The sequence below is a fragment of the Mycobacterium sp. SMC-4 genome (genome assembly GCF_050205565.1).
Classification (GTDB): Bacteria; Actinomycetota; Actinomycetes; order Mycobacteriales; family Mycobacteriaceae; genus Mycobacterium.
Genome location: NZ_JBNMQU010000017.1, coordinates 55,388 through 71,545 on the forward strand (window position 1 = coordinate 55,388; position 16,158 = coordinate 71,545).

General features: G+C 63.9%; 17 protein-coding genes and 2 pseudogenes. 12 read left to right on the forward strand and 7 right to left on the reverse strand.

Annotated features, from left to right (window positions below; translation table 11 throughout):
- The first annotated feature begins 9 nt into the window (after positions 1–9).
- Positions 10–363 (forward strand): LapA family protein, encoded by a 354-nt coding sequence (locus tag ACQI46_RS24565; RefSeq protein ID WP_427096655.1) that lies wholly within the window; start codon positions 10–12, stop codon positions 361–363.
- A 26-nt stretch (positions 364–389) separates the two neighbouring features.
- On the opposite strand, the gene ACQI46_RS24570 is transcribed toward ACQI46_RS24565, so the two are convergent.
- Together ACQI46_RS24570 and ACQI46_RS24575 are read right to left on the reverse strand one after the other, a co-directional pair.
- Positions 390–1,409: a phosphotransferase family protein gene (locus tag ACQI46_RS24570; RefSeq protein WP_427096656.1), complete on the reverse strand. Its 1,020-nt coding sequence runs from the start codon at positions 1,407–1,409 to the stop codon at positions 390–392.
- Between the two features lie 10 nt (positions 1,410–1,419).
- Positions 1,420–2,028 carry a histidine phosphatase family protein gene (locus ACQI46_RS24575; protein ID WP_427096657.1) on the reverse strand — a complete coding sequence of 203 codons (609 nt, stop codon included), beginning with the start codon at positions 2,026–2,028 and terminating at the stop codon, positions 1,420–1,422.
- Between ACQI46_RS24575 and ACQI46_RS24580 the strand changes: the two genes are divergently transcribed.
- Positions 2,005–2,808 (forward strand): SDR family NAD(P)-dependent oxidoreductase, encoded by an 804-nt coding sequence (locus tag ACQI46_RS24580; protein ID WP_427096658.1) that lies wholly within the window; start codon positions 2,005–2,007, stop codon positions 2,806–2,808. The genes ACQI46_RS24575 and ACQI46_RS24580 overlap by 24 nt on opposite strands.
- An 11-nt stretch (positions 2,809–2,819) precedes the next feature.
- Here the strand turns inward: ACQI46_RS24580 and ACQI46_RS24585 are convergent.
- The 4 genes and pseudogenes from ACQI46_RS24585 to ACQI46_RS24600 form a co-directional block, all read right to left on the reverse strand.
- A pseudogene (locus tag ACQI46_RS24585) lies at positions 2,820–3,125 on the reverse strand (alkyl sulfatase C-terminal domain-containing protein); the annotation flags it as partial.
- Positions 3,126–3,134: 9 nt separating this feature from the next.
- Positions 3,135–3,935, reverse strand: a complete 801-nt coding sequence (locus tag ACQI46_RS24590; protein WP_427094289.1) for a transposase — start codon at positions 3,933–3,935, stop codon at positions 3,135–3,137.
- Positions 3,936–4,081: 146 nt separating this feature from the next.
- Positions 4,082–4,426: a transposase gene (locus tag ACQI46_RS24595; protein ID WP_427096659.1), complete on the reverse strand. Its 345-nt coding sequence runs from the start codon at positions 4,424–4,426 to the stop codon at positions 4,082–4,084.
- A 71-nt stretch (positions 4,427–4,497) separates the two neighbouring features.
- Positions 4,498–6,075: pseudogene (locus ACQI46_RS24600) on the reverse strand (alkyl/aryl-sulfatase); the annotation flags it as partial.
- Positions 6,076–6,122: 47 nt separating this feature from the next.
- On the opposite strand from ACQI46_RS24600, the gene ACQI46_RS24605 reads away from it, so the two are divergent.
- Positions 6,123–6,674: a cupin domain-containing protein gene (locus ACQI46_RS24605; protein ID WP_427096660.1), complete on the forward strand. Its 552-nt coding sequence runs from the start codon at positions 6,123–6,125 to the stop codon at positions 6,672–6,674.
- Here the strand turns inward: ACQI46_RS24605 and ACQI46_RS24610 are convergent.
- The gene (locus ACQI46_RS24610; RefSeq protein WP_427096661.1) at positions 6,671–7,174 is read right to left on the reverse strand and encodes a metallophosphoesterase family protein; all 504 of its coding nucleotides are present in this window, start codon (positions 7,172–7,174) and stop codon (positions 6,671–6,673) included. The genes ACQI46_RS24605 and ACQI46_RS24610 overlap by 4 nt on opposite strands.
- A 584-nt stretch (positions 7,175–7,758) precedes the next feature.
- Here ACQI46_RS24610 and ACQI46_RS24615 point away from each other — a divergent pair.
- The 9 genes from ACQI46_RS24615 (at position 7,759) to ACQI46_RS24655 (ending at position 15,894) form a co-directional block, all read left to right on the forward strand.
- Positions 7,759–8,145 (forward strand): hypothetical protein, encoded by a 387-nt coding sequence (locus ACQI46_RS24615; protein WP_427096662.1) that lies wholly within the window; start codon positions 7,759–7,761, stop codon positions 8,143–8,145.
- Positions 8,146–8,220: 75 nt separating this feature from the next.
- Positions 8,221–8,787, forward strand: coding sequence for an Imm61 family immunity protein (locus ACQI46_RS24620; protein ID WP_427096663.1), 567 nt, complete (start codon positions 8,221–8,223; stop codon positions 8,785–8,787).
- Between the two features lie 151 nt (positions 8,788–8,938).
- On the forward strand, positions 8,939–9,607 hold the full coding sequence (locus ACQI46_RS24625; RefSeq protein ID WP_427096664.1) for a WXG100 family type VII secretion target: 669 nt from the start codon (positions 8,939–8,941) through the stop codon (positions 9,605–9,607).
- 8 nt (positions 9,608–9,615) lie between these two features.
- Positions 9,616–9,900, forward strand: a complete 285-nt coding sequence (locus tag ACQI46_RS24630) for a WXG100 family type VII secretion target (RefSeq protein ID WP_427096665.1) — start codon at positions 9,616–9,618, stop codon at positions 9,898–9,900.
- A gap of 6 nt (positions 9,901–9,906) precedes the next feature.
- Positions 9,907–12,501, forward strand: a complete 2,595-nt coding sequence (locus tag ACQI46_RS24635; protein WP_427096666.1) for a hypothetical protein — start codon at positions 9,907–9,909, stop codon at positions 12,499–12,501.
- A 402-nt stretch (positions 12,502–12,903) separates the two neighbouring features.
- Positions 12,904–13,710 carry a hypothetical protein gene (locus ACQI46_RS24640; RefSeq protein WP_427096667.1) on the forward strand — a complete coding sequence of 269 codons (807 nt, stop codon included), beginning with the start codon at positions 12,904–12,906 and terminating at the stop codon, positions 13,708–13,710.
- Between the two features lie 161 nt (positions 13,711–13,871).
- The gene (locus ACQI46_RS24645; RefSeq protein WP_427096668.1) at positions 13,872–14,435 is read left to right on the forward strand and encodes a hypothetical protein; all 564 of its coding nucleotides are present in this window, start codon (positions 13,872–13,874) and stop codon (positions 14,433–14,435) included.
- A gap of 285 nt (positions 14,436–14,720) precedes the next feature.
- The gene (locus ACQI46_RS24650; protein WP_427096669.1) at positions 14,721–15,242 is read left to right on the forward strand and encodes an Imm61 family immunity protein; all 522 of its coding nucleotides are present in this window, start codon (positions 14,721–14,723) and stop codon (positions 15,240–15,242) included.
- Between the two features lie 247 nt (positions 15,243–15,489).
- Positions 15,490–15,894, forward strand: a complete 405-nt coding sequence (locus ACQI46_RS24655) for a hypothetical protein (RefSeq protein ID WP_427096670.1) — start codon at positions 15,490–15,492, stop codon at positions 15,892–15,894.
- The last annotated feature ends 264 nt before the right edge of the window (positions 15,895–16,158 follow it).

Here is a 16,158-nt window from a genome sequence, read left to right on the forward strand (position 1 = left end):
GATGAATCAATGACCAGCGATCCGTCCGCACCGGTGCCGGAGCCGTCTTCGTTCGACGCCCCCGTCACTCCCCCCATGGGGAGTGCCCTTCCGCCGCAGTCGGCGGTTCACCGCACCCGCGCCGCGGCGCTGTGGGTGTCGCTGGCGCTCGGGTTTCTCATCCTGGTCGTCTTGCTGATCTTCATCGCGCAGAACACCGAGTCCGCGGAGTTCGCGTTTCTCGGCTGGACCTGGAGCCTGCCGTTGGGCGTGGCGATCCTGTTCGCGGCCGTCGCCGGGGGGCTGCTCGCCGTGGCCGTCGGCGCCGTCCGGATGTTCCAGCTGCGGCGCGCGGCGAAGAAAAATCTCAAAGCCCACATGTGAGCGCGTGGCGCGTCACGACGGTCCCGTCATGACAGCTGTTCGAGACCCGCACTGATCAGCGGACCGACCGCTTCGTCGACCTTGTCGGTGTCGTCGGTGACGCCGGCCTCACGTGCGCGGTAGGCGATGCCCGCGGCGATGATCGCCAGCTTGAAGTAGGCCAGCGCCATGTAGAAGTCCCAGTGATCCAGGGAGTGTCCGGCAGCTTCGGAGTACTTCTGGGCCAGCCCGTCGGCGTCGGGGATCAGCGGCGACGCCCACGCGGCATCGCTGTGGACCAGGTTGAACATCGGATGGCGGTAGACACACATCAGCGCGGCGTCGCTGAGCGGGTCGCCGAGCGTCGACATCTCCCAGTCCAGGACCGCGATGACTCTGGTGGGGTCGTCGTTGTCGAGGATCGTGTTGTCGATGCGGTAGTCGCCGTGCACGATCGAGGTCCGGCTCTGCGGCGGCAGCGCCTCGCCGAGCAGCGCGTGCAACTTCCGGACGTCGGCATCGCGCGCGTCGTCGGTCCGTTTGACCAGATCCCACTGTGAGCCCCAGCGCCGCACCTGGCGCTCCAGGTAGCCGCTGGGCTTGCCGAAGTCACCCAGGCCGACCGCCTCGGGATCCACCGCATGCAGGTCGGCGAGCACCTTGATCAGCGCGTCGACACACGCGTGGATCGTCTGCTCGTCGCCGAGCGCCTCGAGTTGGTCGGTGTGACGCACCACCCGACCCGCGACGTACTCGACCATCTGGAACGGCGCGCCCAGCACGGAGTCGTCGTTGCGCATCGTGACCGCCTTCGCGACCGGCACCGCGGTGTCGGTCAGCGCGGCCACCACGCGGTACTCGCGGGCCATGTCGTGCGCTGATGGCGTCAGGCCGTGCAGCGGCGGACGGCGCAGCACCCATTGCGAGGCGTCGTCGCCGACCAGGAAGGTCAGGTTGGATCGGCCGCCGGCGATCAGTTCGGCACGCAGGTCACCGCTGCGGGGCACCCCGACCTCGCGCAGGTGTCGGTCCAGTGCGTTCAGGTCGAGTCCGTCGAGGTCGCTCACGGAGATGTGTCTACCACCGCTTACTTCGGGGCAGTAAGTCCCATACGTGTTCGATGCTGTTGACACCGGCCACCGCCAGTCGTCCGCTGCGTGACGACAGCACTCGCGTCACCGATGCGTAGTCCACGTTGAACGACAGCAGCCGCTCGGTGCCCAGGATCTGATGCAGCAGCACGTTGATCACGCCGCCGTGGCTGAACAGCGCGACGGTGTCGTCGTGCCCGGCGGCGGCGACCACGTCGTCGACCGCGGCGCGCACCCGGCCCAGGAACTCAGCTTCGTCGACGCCGCTGGGTAGCCGCCCGTTGATCAGCCGCTCCATTTCGTCGGGCCGCTCGGCAGCGATCTGCTCGATCGGGATGTAGTGCGTGAGATCGCGGTCGTACTCGGCGAGCCGCTCGTCCACTTCGACGGGCAGGTCCAGCGCGTCGGCGACCGGTTGCGCGGTCTCGACTGCGCGCACCTGGGGGCTGCTGACCAGGCGGGTGATCGGGAACCGGGCCAGCGCGTCGGGCAGGCGCTTGGCCTGCGCGACGCCCTCCGGGGCGAGCCGGGGATCGGAGCCCTGCCCGGGCTCGCTGCGCAACGGCAGCGCATGTCGGACCAGAAGCAATTGCACCGTGTCACCATAGGGCGCGTGGGTGGATATGCCGATTCGCTGTTCGACCTGACCGACCGAGTGGTCCTGGTGACCGGTGGCAGTCGTGGCCTGGGCCGGGAGATGGCCTTCGCCGCGGCGCGCTGCGGTGCCGACGTCGTGATCGCCAGCCGCAAGTACGACGCGTGCGTGGCCACGGCCGAGGAGATCACCGCCGAGACCGGCCGCGCCGCGCTGGCGCACCAGGTGCACGTCGGGCGGTGGGATGAGCTCGACGGGCTGGTCGACGCGGCATACGACCGGTTCGGGCGGGTGGACGTGCTGGTCAACAACGCCGGGATGTCGCCGGTGTACGACTCGCTGAGTTCGGTGACCGAGAAGCTGTTCGACTCGGTGCTGAACTTGAACCTCAAAGGGCCGTTCCGGTTGTCGGTGCTGGTCGGCGAGCGCATGGTCGCCGACGGTGGCGGGTCGATCATCAACGTCAGCACGCACGGCTCGCTGCGTCCGGATCCGTCCTTCATCCCGTATGCCGCAGCCAAAGCGGGCTTGAACGCGATGACCGAGGCGCTGGCGCTGGCCTACGGACCGAGCGTGCGGGTCAACACGTTGATGCCCGGGCCGTTTTTGACCGACATCAGCAAGGCGTGGAACTTCGACACCGCGGAAGCCTTCGGCGGCAGTGCGTTGAAGCGCGCCGGCGAGCCTCACGAAATCATCGGCGCTGCACTGTTTTTGATGTCGGACGCGTCGAGCTTCACCTCTGGCTCCATCGTGCGCGCCGACGGCGGCATCCCCTAGTCCCGCGGAGATCAGGGGGTGACGATGTTGAAGTCGGGGTCCGGCCGGTCCAGCACCGACAGAAGGGTTCTGAGGTTCCCGGCGTCACCGTCGATTTCGAGTCCTTCAGACGTGGTGTCCCCGAGCGCCAGCGTGAGCAGTCGCAGCTTCGACGCCAGGCGCACGGTGGTCTGGGCGGTCGACGCGTCGGCAGGTACCTGACGGTAGACCAGCACACCGTTGCGCAGCGTCAGGCGAAAGTTGTTACCGGCGTCGGCGAACGAAATGTCGATGGCCAGGTCGAGATCCCATGCGCGGGGGCCGTTCACGCTGATCGCTGTCTTGAGTCAAGAAGTTGGCAGGGTTTCGTGGGTTATGGGGTGAAGGTAGGCCTGCTGCGGGGTGCGGTCATTTAGGGCCTGGTGGGGTCGGATGGTGTTGTAGATGATGCGGAAGCGGTGGGCTTCCATGTCGAGGGCATCACCGTCGCCGATGTAGCCGCGGAAGAGGTGTTCGTATTTGAGCGTCTCGAAGAACCGCTCGATGACGCCGTTTGTTTGTGGTGATTTTATGCGTGTGCGGATGTGGCGTAGGAGCGGGTCTGGGCCGGTGAACAATGTCCGGAAATCTCTCCCGCGGTAGCAGGAGCCGTTGTCGGACACGATGGCTATGGGTGCTGGGGTGCGGCCGATGGTGTTGTCGTTCTCGTCGAGGACGTCCATTAGGCCGCGGTCCTGGCGTAGGTCGGCAAGGTGGAGCACGCGGCTGGCTTCCTCAACGGCTATCCGGACGCAGTGCACGGCGTCGCGGCCACGACTGGTCGGCGTGACAGTGATGGCCAGGCAGTACTTGGTGACGTAGTCGATGACCGCGCTGATCCGCCAGATCCCACCGTGGGCGGTTTCGAACTCGGAGAAATCGGTCTGCCAGACTCGGTTGCGTTCGCTTGGAGGGTCGTGAAATACCTGACGGCGCAGCGCAGCCCATGACTTTCGGTCGGCGCGGAAGCCTTGCGGCAGCAACAGACCTCGGCGCCGTAGGGCTCGCTGCACCGACGAATTGGTGACTTCATGGCCATCGGCGCGCATCAGAGCTGCGACCTTGCGATAGCCCCAAGCTGGCCATTGTTCAGCGTATTTAGCGGCCATCTCCTCGATACAGTCAACCACTGGCGATGGCCACGGACCTTTGGGCGGATCCCCAGCGCGCAGCCGAGCCAACCGACGCCGGTAGGTCCGTTCCGGGATGCCGGCTAAGAAGGCGAACCTCGAAACCGGCAGGCCTGCTGCCTCTCTTAGGATTTCGAGGTCTTGGAAGGGACCTGGTCAGCTAAGGCAGCACCGCGCTGCCAGATCCGTAATTGGACTGTCGCTTCAGCCAAGGCCAGTTTGAGTTGTTCATTCTCCATCCGTAGCCGACGCTGCTCAGGGCTGCCCGCCGTGTGCGCGGCTCCGCCGGGCACTTCCTGCATCCGCTCGGCACCGGCCTCTAGGAACTGATGCTTCCACTTGGTCACCTGATTTGATGACACCCCACACCGCCGGGCCGCCTCAGCCCCGGTCATCTCCCCGGCCAGCACAGCCAATACCAGTCGGGTCTTCTCCTCGGCAGCAATCTTCGTTCGTCGCGATCTGACCATCCCTCACTCAACCTCCTCAACACCGGCCGCGTTGCGGATATCGCGACCCTGTCAAAAAGTTTGAGTCAGTGGATCGCCAGCACGTCGAACATCTGCTCGGGTGTCAGCTGGCTGACCATGGACGCCGAATTCGCCTGCACCGGAGTGCCGAAGTTGCCGTCGCGCAGCTCGGTCGCACCGGCCAGGAAGAAGTTGCGCCAGGTCGCCGTCTCGGCGCCGTAGGCCAACTGCTCGAGGGTGTCGGCGTACAGCGCGCGCGCACTGCTGTGGTTGTCGTCGGTGAACATCACGTGATCGAGTAGAGTTGCTGCCCAACGAAAGTCGCCATCGTCGAACGCGTGTTGGGCCAGCTCGACCACCCGGTCGATGCCGCCCATCGCCTCGACGTAACGCGGCCCGATCGCTTCGGGCGGGTGCGGCCACAACCGGGCCGGGTTGCCGTCGAACCAGCCCATGTAGCGCTGATAGATCGCTTTGACGTTGTGGCTGACCGAGCCGTAGTAGCCACGCGCATGCCAGGCCTGCTCCAGCGCCGGCGGCATCGCGAAGTTCTCGGCGATCTCGATGCCGGTGTAGCCCTGGTTCAGTTGGCGCAGCGTCTGGTCGTGCAGGTACGCATACAGATCGCGTTGCAGGGAAAGGAATTCGACGATGTTGTCACGACCCCACGTCGGCCAGTGGTGCGAGGCGAAGACGACATCGGCGCGGTCGACGAATGTGTCGATCGCCTCGGTCAGATAACCGGCCCAGCCGTGCGGGTCACGGACCAGCGCACCGCGCAACGTCAGCAGGTTGTGCAGGTTGTGCGTTGCGTTCTCGGCCATACACAACGCGCGGAAGCGCGGGAAGTAGAAGTGCATTTCGGCCGGCGCCTCGGTGCCCGGCGCCATCTGGAACTCGATCTCGACACCGTCGATGACGTGGATTTCGCCGGTCCGGCGAATATCGACGGTCGGCACGATGATCGCCACCTCCCCCGTCGACGGGGTCTGGCCGAGTCCACACCCGACCTGGCCGCGCGGACCCCGCTTGAGGACGGTGCCGTACATGTATGCGGCGCGACGGGTCATCGCAGTGCCGGCGTAAACGTTCTCCTGCACCGCATGTGCGGTGAAGCCCTCCGGTGCCAGCACCGGGACCTTCCCGGCGTCGACGTCGGCCTGCGTCGTCACCCCGAGCACTCCCCCGAAGTGATCGACATGGCTGTGGGTGTAGATCACCGCGGTGACGGCACGATCTCCGCGGTGTTCGCGATACAGCGCCAACGCCGCGGCAGCCACCTCGGTGGACACCAGCGGATCGATCACGATGATGCCGGTGTCGCCCTCGACGAAGGTGATGTTGGACAGGTCGAGACCGCGCACCTGGTAGATGCCATGGACGACTTCGTAGAGGCCCTGCTTGGCGACGAGCTTCGACTGCCGCCACAGGCTCGGATGCACCGTTGGCGGTGCCTCTCCGTCCAGGAACGCGTAGACGTCGTTGTTCCACACCACCCGCCCGTCCGCCGCTTTGACGACACACGGCTGCAGGGCGGCGATGAAGCCGCGGTCGGCGTCGGCGAAGTCCCGGGTGTCGTGGAACGGCAGCGTCGTCAGGTGCTGCCGGTGCGCTGCCTCGATCGTCGGGGTGGGGGGCTTGCTGTCCATATCGGCAGATTGCCACGCGAGCCACCCCGCGGTGCTTGACTTGGGCCATGGATGTTCGCCGAGTCGTCACCGGACACGATGCGTCCGGAAAGTCTGTGTTCGTCAGCGACGAGAAGGTCGCTCCTCGAGTGCCCAAGCTGCTGCCCGGCTCCGAATTCACGCTCCTGTGGGGCGGCGACGAAGCCCCGCGCTTCCCCGACGATGGGTCAATGCCGCAGTGGCGTACCTACTTTCCGCCGGTCGGCGGGTTTCGCTTCTCGACGTTCACCCTGCCACCACATGCCACGGCGACCGGGGACCCCGAGCAGCTCGACGCCGAGGAGATGCTGGCCGACGCGGAGGAGAAGCTGCCCGGGCTGCTCGGCTACATGGATCTCGAGGATCCAGGGATGCACACCACCGACACCATCGATTTCGAGGTCGTACTCGAAGGCACGGTGATCCTCGAACTCGACGACGGCGCGGAGGTCACGTTGCAGCCCGGGGACACCGTCGTGCAGAACGGGACGCGCCACCGCTGGCGCAACCCCGGTGACACCCCGGCGCGGTTGGCCCTGTTCGTGTGCGGGGCCCACCACGAAAACGTCACCCGGCCCTAAACGCGGCGTTCGAGCCGGTGTAGCTCGACGTCACGCAGCGCTCCGCTGCGCAGCGTCGCGGTCATGTACGTGCAGTACGGCTGGCGACGCCGGTCGGTCGGCGAGCCGGGATTGAGCAGCCGCAGCCCTGTCTTCGCCGTCGTGTCCCAGGGAATGTGGCTGTGGCCGAAGACGAGAACGTCGGTGTCGGGATACTCGCGTGCCATCCGCGCTTCGCGGCCGGTCGCCGCTCCGGTCTCGTGCACGACCGTGAACCGCAACCCGTCGAGTACGACGTCGGCGCGCTCGGGCAGGCGGCGGCGCAGCTCAGGCCCGTCGTTGTTACCCCAACACGCGACCAGTCGCTTGGCGCGGACCTCGAGCTGGTCGAGCAGATCCGGTTCGACCCAGTCCCCGGCATGAATCACCACATCGGCGGCGTCGACCTCAGTCCACACCTGCGCAGGCAGGTCCTTGGCGCGTTTGGGCAGGTGCGTGTCGGCAATCAGCAGAAGGCGCACACGTCCAGGGTAGGTGGGCGGTTGAATTGGTGCGCCGAGCCCCCGGGAGGACGAAATAGGCTGGCTGTCGATAACAGAGGTGCAACGGCTGGATGCAAAATGACGGTCAATGGCTGACGACAGTTTCGCCCAAAAGTCCTGTCGATCGTCGGCCCCACCCTTTCTCGACTCGGGTTCACTGTCGACGAAGTCGACGGCCAGGTCGATGAAGGAGGGCGTAGCGGGGCGGTCGTCTATTTCCGAAGTCAGAGCTGCAAGCTTCAGATCTACTGGTCAGCCCGGGAGGGGGAAATCAACTGCATGCTCGCCCCGCTAGACGCCCCAACGAACACGGTCTCTACAACCGCTCGAATACATGGCACTACCTCACTGAATTCCTACCGGCTCCTGAGTTACCTCTCGAAGAACTGGTAGAGACGCTCCGGGCGGAACGTTCGAATTTCGAAGACTCGACCCAGTGGCTACGCTGGATTGCCCGGCGCATCGAACAGCATTGCAGGTCCGCATCGGCAGGCATTCGAAAACTCAACGGCTGATATGCAGGGACAACGGCACTGTGTGGGTTCGCCAAGGAGCTGTCCCCGATGAACGCGAGAGAAGCAGCAGCATTTCTGACTCCCGCATTGACTCGATACGGGTTGCAACTCGGCGAGATCGATGACCGTGTTGTGTATTGCGGACGGCCGGCGTGGGCCATCTACTACGACGGTGCAGATTGCAATGTCCAGCTGTGTTGGTCAGCCCGCGACGGTGGCATCGACTTCATGCTCGGGCCCTGCGATGCCCGTCGCTCCTTCGGGTTGGCCGACCACTCGGGAACCTGGCGGTTCATGCTGTGTCTCACCGACGTCGAAGACAATCTGCCAACCCCGGGACCAGTGGCCGACGACGTGACACTGCTTACCTGGCTACAGCAGCTCTTCGAAATCCATTTCCGTGCGGCGCGAGCGAGAATTGTCAATGGGTGCTAGCCGTTATCTCGGCAATAGACGCGCCTCGCATCGGGAAGGCAAGTGTCCGACAATTGATCGAGGACGGAGTATCGAGTGACTGCGCCCCCAATTTCCAACGAACTTGTGGACTGGGCACATCTGTGCGGTTTTGCCGTTACGCCCAACAGCGTTACCGAAGCAGCACTGTTCGCGTCGGAACCTGGCGGCGAGACTCGCTGTTACATACGGGCAGCGCCGAACGGTGGATTTACCCTCACGTCCACGGACCGCGCGTCGGCAGAACAGTTCGAACTGCACGCGACGTCGATGCCCACGATGGAACGCTATCTGATGGGGCTATTTGGTTATGGCTACCGATCAAAGCACCGCTTGCAAAGATTGAGACCCTTGAGAGATCTGAATGAACTTGCGGCGGGGTACAAGATTGTTCCGGGCGATCCCGACGGGTACTGGGAATTATTCAACCGCTCGGGTGAACTGATGGCACGTGCCCTCGGCAAGGTCAGCAGCATCAGTACTTTCGTCCGACTTTCCCATCTGCTCGAATCCTCGCTCTCAGATATCCGCCGGTCCTATGAAAGTTCCGACGGATCACCGCTTTTCACAGTTGTACCGACAGACGGCACCGCGTCACGTCGGCCATCCGTCGCCCGAGAGTGAACGGTAGGCCGTTGGTCCTGGCGTCCCCGTTGTTGCAGTCACGCCAGCCGCTCAGCAGGCCGCGGGTCGGAGCGGCGCCAAATTGGCGCACAGGACCCATCCCGGCGGCGATTAGGCTGCTGAATCGGGGCCGTCGAGTTGTGAGGATGTGATGGGACGTTCGGTGGAGGTCGTCGTCTCGGAGTTGCACGCGGCCGCAGCACGCCTGCGCGACGCTGGTCAACGGCTGCAGGACGGGTTATCGAGCGTGGACCTGGAGACTCAGCAGTTGTTGGGGTCGGGCTGGAAGGGTGACGCAGCATCGGCTTACGCCACGGCGTGGGATCAGTGGCACGGCGGGGCGGGCCAGGTGGTGCGCGGCCTACAGACCATGTCCGAGCTGCTGACCATCGCCGGCAAGGAGTACGCCAAGACTGATGAACAGTCGGGCCAGATGCTGGATTCGACGATGCAGGTCGACGGTTCGGGGGGCGGCTCCGGTGGTGCCGCGACCCCTGCCGGCCACAACACCAGCAGCCCCGCAGCGACTACGCAGGAGTCCGCTCTGGCGGACCAGATGGGCCTCGAACCTTCTTCTCCCGCGAGCGGCTCGGCGACAGAACAACTGCCGGCACAAATGGCCGGTGGTGCGACACAGGCCGGCCAGATGGCCTCAGGGACAGCGCAACAGGCCGTCCAGGTGGCTGGTGGTCTGGTTCAACAGGCCGTGCAACTGGCCGTCGAATCCGCGTCCGGCGACGAGGGGTCCGAGCCTCCCGACAGTCCGTCCGGGCGTGCCGACTCGACACCGCCCGCCGACGAACCCCCGCCGGCGGAGTAGGCGCGGCAATGCTCGTGGTGGACTTCGCACAGCTGCGCGCGGCGATCAGGCATATGGAGGAGTTCGGCCAGGAAGTGGCCGCATGCCTCGAAGAGGTGGAGCAGGCCATGGCCGCTCTGCGAACGTCGTGGCATGGTGACGGGTCCGACGCCCAGGCGCAGGCGCAGCAGCAATGGGAGGACGGCGCCGAACAGATGAAGACGGCGCTGACGGCGTTGCAGCGGATCGCAGAAGGCGCTGACAAGAACTATTCGGACGCGGTGAACAAGAACGGCCAGATGTGGCAGGCCTGATCGCACATGCGCATCGAGGTTGAACCGGACGCGTTGATCGGCGCCGGTCAACGCATGGGATCGCTGGGTTCGCAACTGAGGATGCTCTCGGATGCGCTGGGTGCGGCGCTCGGCGGGGGAATCGCCTCCGGTCTGGACCCTGCCGGCGTGAACTTCGGCATGAAGTACGGCCGCCAAGCTCAGGAGTTCGCCAACGCGATCGCCGATGCCGCGAATGCGTTCACATCCGTCGGACTTCTGTTAGAGGCAACGGGTTACAACTACAAGAACGCCGATGCCGCGTCGACGATCGGCGGGCCGGGACCGTCGGGCGGGGTCAGCGGCGAACCCGGCAAAGCGGAACAGGCCCACGTACCGATGGGTCCCAACGGCTCGATCGTTCCACCGCCGGCGAAGTGGCACCTGGTCCAGCCCCTGTTGCAGGCACTGCCCGGGGTGGGAATGTTCGCAGGTGCGGCGATGACTTGGCCGTCGGGCAACGCGGCACTGATGCGGCTGACCGCCACCCAGTGGCGCAACTTCTCGAACGGATTCGCCGCGATCGAACCGCAATTGACCGGGATCAAGGCCGCCGTGCAGGCTCAGTCCATTCCCGAGGGCGCCACCATTCTCTCCGCCCTCGACAACCTCGGCCAGGCGATCTCATCCCTAGGAGAGGCGGCTTCGTCTGTAGCCCAATCGGTTTCGGATTTCGCGACCGGTGTGCAAGACACCCAGGACGCCATCCGGCGACTTTTGGACAGGCTGTCGATCGGCGGTCTGTGGGACACCGTGACGGGGTTCCTCACGGGTGAGGGTGACGACATTCTGCGCGAGGTGGCTCGCGATGTCGGGACCGTCCTCGACAACTTCCAACAGCAGGTCAAGGGCATCGTCGGACTCCTGGAAGAGCTCGTCATCGTCATAGGGGATGCGGCCACCGCCTTCCAGAAGTGGATTCGTCCCGTCCTGGTCGAACACTTCGGTGAGGGAGTGGGCGGATTCCTCGCCGATGTGGTGAAGGTGCGGACCGACTTCTCCGTCGGCGCTGTGACCGGGCTGATCAACACAGTGTCTGGAGTGGTGGCGCTGGCTGACGCCGACACGTGGAAGGGCATGGCTGAACTCGCGGCGTCGGTGGCTCAGGATCCCACCACGCTGCCGGGCGTGCTGGCCAATATGGGTAAAGAGTTCGTGGCCTGGGACAAGTGGTCGGGCGATCATCCTGGCCGCGCTGCGGGTGAGGCAGCGTTCAACATCGGGTCACTGTTCGTCCCAGGCGGCGCGCTGACCAAGACGGGCAGTGTCGCCAAGAGCTTGAGTCTGTCCCGACGAGTGCTGGAAGAAGGACGGCTGCCGCAGCTCGGAGAGGTGGGCAGCTGGACGCGCGGTACACCCAATGTCGGTGCGCCACCAAGACTTCCGGAAGTTCCGCCGGTCCGTCCGGGGCCGACGCCGCCGTTGTCCCGGCCCGATACACCAGCCGGCGCCGGTCCTGGCCGTGTAGGAGAGTCGGCTCCGTCCTCTCCAGGTGCTGGGCCGTCACGGCCAAGCACTGACGGCGGGGCAGGGCAACGCGCACCGGTCGAGCAGCCCGGTCGCGGATCCGACGCATCGGCGCCCCGTCCAGAACCGTCGCGGGCGCCAGAGTCCGGAACACCTTCTCCCACCCAGTCGAACGGCCAGGCCGCGCCCTCTGCCGTAGAGCCTCAGAGCACGCTCCCGGCGCCAGTCGGCGATGGATCGGGTCAGCAATCGTCTTCTCCGCCCGGAGGTCCCGACACCCCAGACAGTGGTAATCCCAGCGGTCACCACCCGGGATCTGCAGAGCCCGGACCATCCGATGGAGATGGTCACACACCAAATGCCAACGGAGAGCCACCTGAAGACGGGTCGCGGGTCTATACGATGGCGGACGGAAGCTCGCACACAACATCGTTCGCGCCGGAACAGCTACTCGACAACCAGCGAGTCGACGACGCGCTTGCCGCACACGGTGTCAGCAAGAGTGACTTCGTCGATCTGATCAACAGACCTATCGACACGCTCACACCCGATGAGCGTCAGCTGATCAATGCGGTGCGCGACGAGTTGCCCGCACCCAATAGGGACACCGTCATGCAAAAGGTGATCCCTCCAGGATATTTCGATGTAGACGGCAACTTTGTCCAAAGCCGGGCCGACGACTACCTTATGGACGGAAATAGCACGGTTCCTGACCGAGTTGGGGGCGCCGTGACAATCGCCGGAGACACAGCACATCTCGGGACACCCGCGAGCATTTACGACGGGTTGCGCTTGGACTACTCCGAGTCCCCCTTCGAACGCCATGATCCCGGAACCCATATCATCCGTTTTCAGGCAGATCTCGCCTCTAATGAAGGCATCTACGAGGTACCCCGTCACAGTGCTATGGGAGGCGATGGGTCCTATGACACGTGGGACGATCCGTTCACAGGAAACGGGTTCACCAAATCTGGCAGCGATGCCATCCCCGAATACGTGGCGAAGGACGTCACGATGCGGGAAGGTGCAGAGATGTGGGAGGTCTTGGAAGATGGAACACAACGGCTAGTGGCTGTACTCGGGGGCGATACGTGGATCTTGCAGGGAAATTCATGACTGAATTACCGGTCTCGGGGCCTGTCGCGGAGTATCGCGGAAAGCGATTCCAAATCGCCTTCAGCGGCGACGACTGGGTGGCGCTCCGCGCCGAACCGGGGCCTCACATACCGGACGGGTTCGCCGACGGAGAGCGCCAAGTAGGGCAGGGACAGCGTGCGCCGTGGGTCAAAGTGCCGAGATCAGCCCTCGACGGCATCGTTCAGATCCGCGCCAGCGGGAAACTCGCCGGACACCGTGTTTCCCTGCGCGGACGAATGCCGGACGGTCGTATCAGAGTGTGGTTCATCGGTTCACCCGCTGTGGCGCGAGAGATCGGATTGACAGGAAGTCAGCACGACGGATGGTCTGGACTTTTCTCGCCAGAGGACTTTGAGGACATTCAGGTCGAGGAGAGCCGACATGGCTGAGGGCCTGGTGCTGCAAAAGCTACTCACTGCAACGCTGTCCAGCGCCATCGTCGAGACCGGCGATGATCAAGTCGGCGGGTACGTCACGGCGGCCTCTGCCGTGGCCGGTTTGAGAACACCCGCCCAGCTTCTCGCCGCTTACGGCGTCGACGCGACACCGCACTTTGTCGACGTTGTCAGGTTCGAGCGGCCGCGCCTGGCCACTTTCACCGCACCGCCCGATGCGCAGCGTCCGTGGCCCACATTCCCGAACGGCTTCTTGCGCGGAGACTCTTTGGCCCAAGTGTGGAGTATGAGCCGCACCCGGTACACCTACGGTGCCGAATACTGGCGTATCCGCTCCGATGGCGAGCAGAAATGCCTCTCGCATTACGGAGGTGCCGCTCGCGGTTGGGCCAATGCCAAACAGTGGCGCCGGCCCAGCCCGATGGTCGGCACGCTGGCGCGGTGGCGCGGCAACGAGTTCTTCGCCGACATCACTGGGGACTCCGTCATGCTGACCGCGATAGCCGAGCAAGGCCCGGGTGGATTCGAACAGATACACCGCGGCGTGTGGTCGGCAACGGTGCCACTGTCTGACACCGAAGTGTTTGAAAGGGTCTTCACCGCCGAACTGGACCAGGTACCCGTTCGCCTCTTACGGATGTCCGGGACAACTGCCGAGGTTCTCCTACTTACTGATGACCCCGTAGACGCCGAACGTGTGGGAGCAGGTTTGGTGGAGCCGGGTACCTACGAGATCATTGTGGACTTCTCGCGCCTGACCAACCAGCAGGCTGTCGAAAACCAGTTGACGTGACGGATGTGCTGCCCCACGGAGACACGATGTACCACTCCGCCGGTATCCCGTGAAAGATCGCGGAGCGGCGCCCGGCTGGGAGTACGTTGGCTGTTGTCGAACTCATTGGTTGTTAAGTGATTTCGGGCCCGCAGACCTCTCTTTCTCTCACTAATCTCCAAGTGGCAGAGCTTCTCGCCCGCTACAACCGCTGGAGAGACATTTATACGCAGGCTGGAGTGCCAGCGTGGGACTACCCTGAGGTGTCCGCGGGGAGGTTGTACTTCCGACACGGCTACCCTCATCCCGACTGGTACGGATTCGCAATCTCCCAAGACGCGGACGATCATTTCGCGGTGCTGAAGGTTTCGACAGAGCGACGGAATACGCCGGCTGAGGGCGTGGATACAACATTCTCGTCCATTCGGGAGGCCGGCAAGTACATCATCTATAACATCGGCAACTTCCTCCGGATCGAACGTCGACTCGATCCGATCTCTTGGAGTTTCCGCGATGCCGGAATGAGCCCTGAAGTCGAGAAAGTCTTGATCAGTGAAAGATACGCAAGGTATCAGTTACGAGAAAGTCCTGAGACCTACTTCATCACCGGCGCGCGCGGAATCTCATGGACGAACTGGCTGCTGACGCTGTCGTACGATGACGTCGACCGACGACTATCGGACGGACTTCCCATGGGTCTATCAGAAGACAATTCCGTTATCAGGAGTCGCGATGACGAAGATTGAAAGACGGCAAATCAATTGACAGAGCTGGTATTTACAGGTTGGTCCGTGTCGCAATCCAGCCGATGACAAATCGAACTCAGTCGCCTCACTGGCGACGGGCCCACCGTGATTCGAGTCGAGAAGTCTCCCGATGTCGTCGCTCGAGTTGCCCTACAAGCAATTCGTTGCAATCTCCAGGGCAGCACCGGCGTCCGGCCGAGATAGCCGAGCGCTCCAGGTGCTTTTTACAATGAGCTCGACGAGCGTACGAGCATCGTCAACCTGCTCAGGGAACGGAGTGCTTGCGTGACTGCACCACGCATTTCCAGCGAACTTGCGGAATGGGCACGTCTGAACGGTTTTATCCTGACCTCCGAGAGCAGTTCCGGCGCGGCGCTGTTCGCCTCCGCACCCGGAGGTGAAGTGCGGTACTACCGACGAGCAGCGCCGGACGGCGGATACATCCTCACGTCCGCGGAGCGCACGTCTTCAGAACAGTTCGAGTTCTACACGAAGTCGATGCCAGTGATGGAACGCCATCTCATGGCGTCGTTCGGCTGCCTCTACCGATCGGAACACCAACTGCCGAGACTGACAACCTTCCGAACCCAGGATGACCTTGCGCCCGGATACACAATCGTTGCGGGCGATTGCGAGGGGTCCTTCGAACTGCTCGACCGCTCAGGTGCGCTAACCGCGCGGGCGCACGGCAAGGTAACCAGCATCAGTGCTTTTGCCGAACTGTCCCATCTGCTCGAAGCATCGCTTTCAGATATCCGGCGATCCCATGAAAGCTCCGACGGATCACCGCTTTTCAGCATCCGGTAAGACGCAATCGACATGACTGAGCGTCTGGTGCGGTCACCTCATCCCCACCTCTCAGCAGACCTGACGTCCTGGGCGTTCCGCGCGGGGTATTCCGTTACCGATGAAGAAGATGCCGCGCTGTTGTACTCCGCCGATGTCGAAAGGCGATCAGTACATGGGGTGGTCTGGCATCTTTGCCCCAGAGGAGTTCGACGACATCCGCGTCGAGGAGACCCGACGCGCATGAGCCACTACCGCAGGAGGACTAATGACTGACATACCAGTCACCGGCGCCATCGCCGACTACCGCGGGCGGCACCTTCGGATCGTGTTCAGCGGCGAGGACTGGGTGGCTCTGCGCGCCGCCCCTGGCCCTGGCGTTCCCGACGGCTTCGAATCGGGAGAATCTCCTGTCGGGCAGGGCCACACGGCACCATGGGTGAAGGTACCTCGGTCTGCGCTCGACGGCATCGTCCGTCTTCGCGTAACAGCAAAGATCGCAGGACACGAAGTCACGCTGCATAGGGAAATGCCCGACGGTCGGATCCAAGTGTCCTTTCTTGGTTCGCCGGCAGTCGCTCAGGAGATTGGGCTCGAGGGGAATCAATACGAGGGTTGGAGTGGTCTGTATCCCCCAGAAGCCTTTCAGGACATCGAAATAGAGGAGTACTGAGATGGCCCGGACGGATCACTCCTCAGACATACCGGTCTCGGGCCCTGTCGCTGAATACCGCGGAAAGCGATTCCAGATCGCCTTCAGCGGTGACGACTGGGTGGCACTCCGCACCGAACCTGGACCCCACATACCCGACGGGTTCGCCGACGTAAAGCGCCAAGTCAGTCAGGGACAGCGCGCACCGTGGGTCAAGGTGCCGCGATCAGCACTCGACGGCGTCGTTCAGATTCACGCCAGCGGAAAGCTCGCCGGACACCGTGT

Excerpts from the sequence above, each read along its gene's own strand:
- ACQI46_RS24565 (WP_427096655.1), top strand. The coding sequence starts at position 10 with ATGACCAGCGATCCGTCCGCACCGGTGCCGGAGCCGTCTTCGTTCGAC.
- ACQI46_RS24580 (WP_427096658.1), top strand. The coding sequence starts at position 2,005 with ATGTCGGACCAGAAGCAATTGCACCGTGTCACCATAGGGCGCGTGGGT.
- ACQI46_RS24590 (WP_427094289.1), bottom strand. The coding sequence starts at position 3,935 with ATGGCCGCTAAATACGCTGAACAATGGCCAGCTTGGGGCTATCGCAAG.
- ACQI46_RS24595 (WP_427096659.1), bottom strand. The coding sequence starts at position 4,426 with ATGGTCAGATCGCGACGAACGAAGATTGCTGCCGAGGAGAAGACCCGA.
- ACQI46_RS24605 (WP_427096660.1), top strand. The coding sequence starts at position 6,123 with ATGGATGTTCGCCGAGTCGTCACCGGACACGATGCGTCCGGAAAGTCT.
- ACQI46_RS24615 (WP_427096662.1), top strand. The coding sequence starts at position 7,759 with ATGAACGCGAGAGAAGCAGCAGCATTTCTGACTCCCGCATTGACTCGA.
- ACQI46_RS24625 (WP_427096664.1), top strand. The coding sequence starts at position 8,939 with ATGGGACGTTCGGTGGAGGTCGTCGTCTCGGAGTTGCACGCGGCCGCA.
- ACQI46_RS24630 (WP_427096665.1), top strand. The coding sequence starts at position 9,616 with ATGCTCGTGGTGGACTTCGCACAGCTGCGCGCGGCGATCAGGCATATG.
- ACQI46_RS24635 (WP_427096666.1), top strand. The coding sequence starts at position 9,907 with ATGCGCATCGAGGTTGAACCGGACGCGTTGATCGGCGCCGGTCAACGC.
- ACQI46_RS24640 (WP_427096667.1), top strand. The coding sequence starts at position 12,904 with ATGGCTGAGGGCCTGGTGCTGCAAAAGCTACTCACTGCAACGCTGTCC.
- ACQI46_RS24655 (WP_427096670.1), top strand. The coding sequence starts at position 15,490 with ATGACTGACATACCAGTCACCGGCGCCATCGCCGACTACCGCGGGCGG.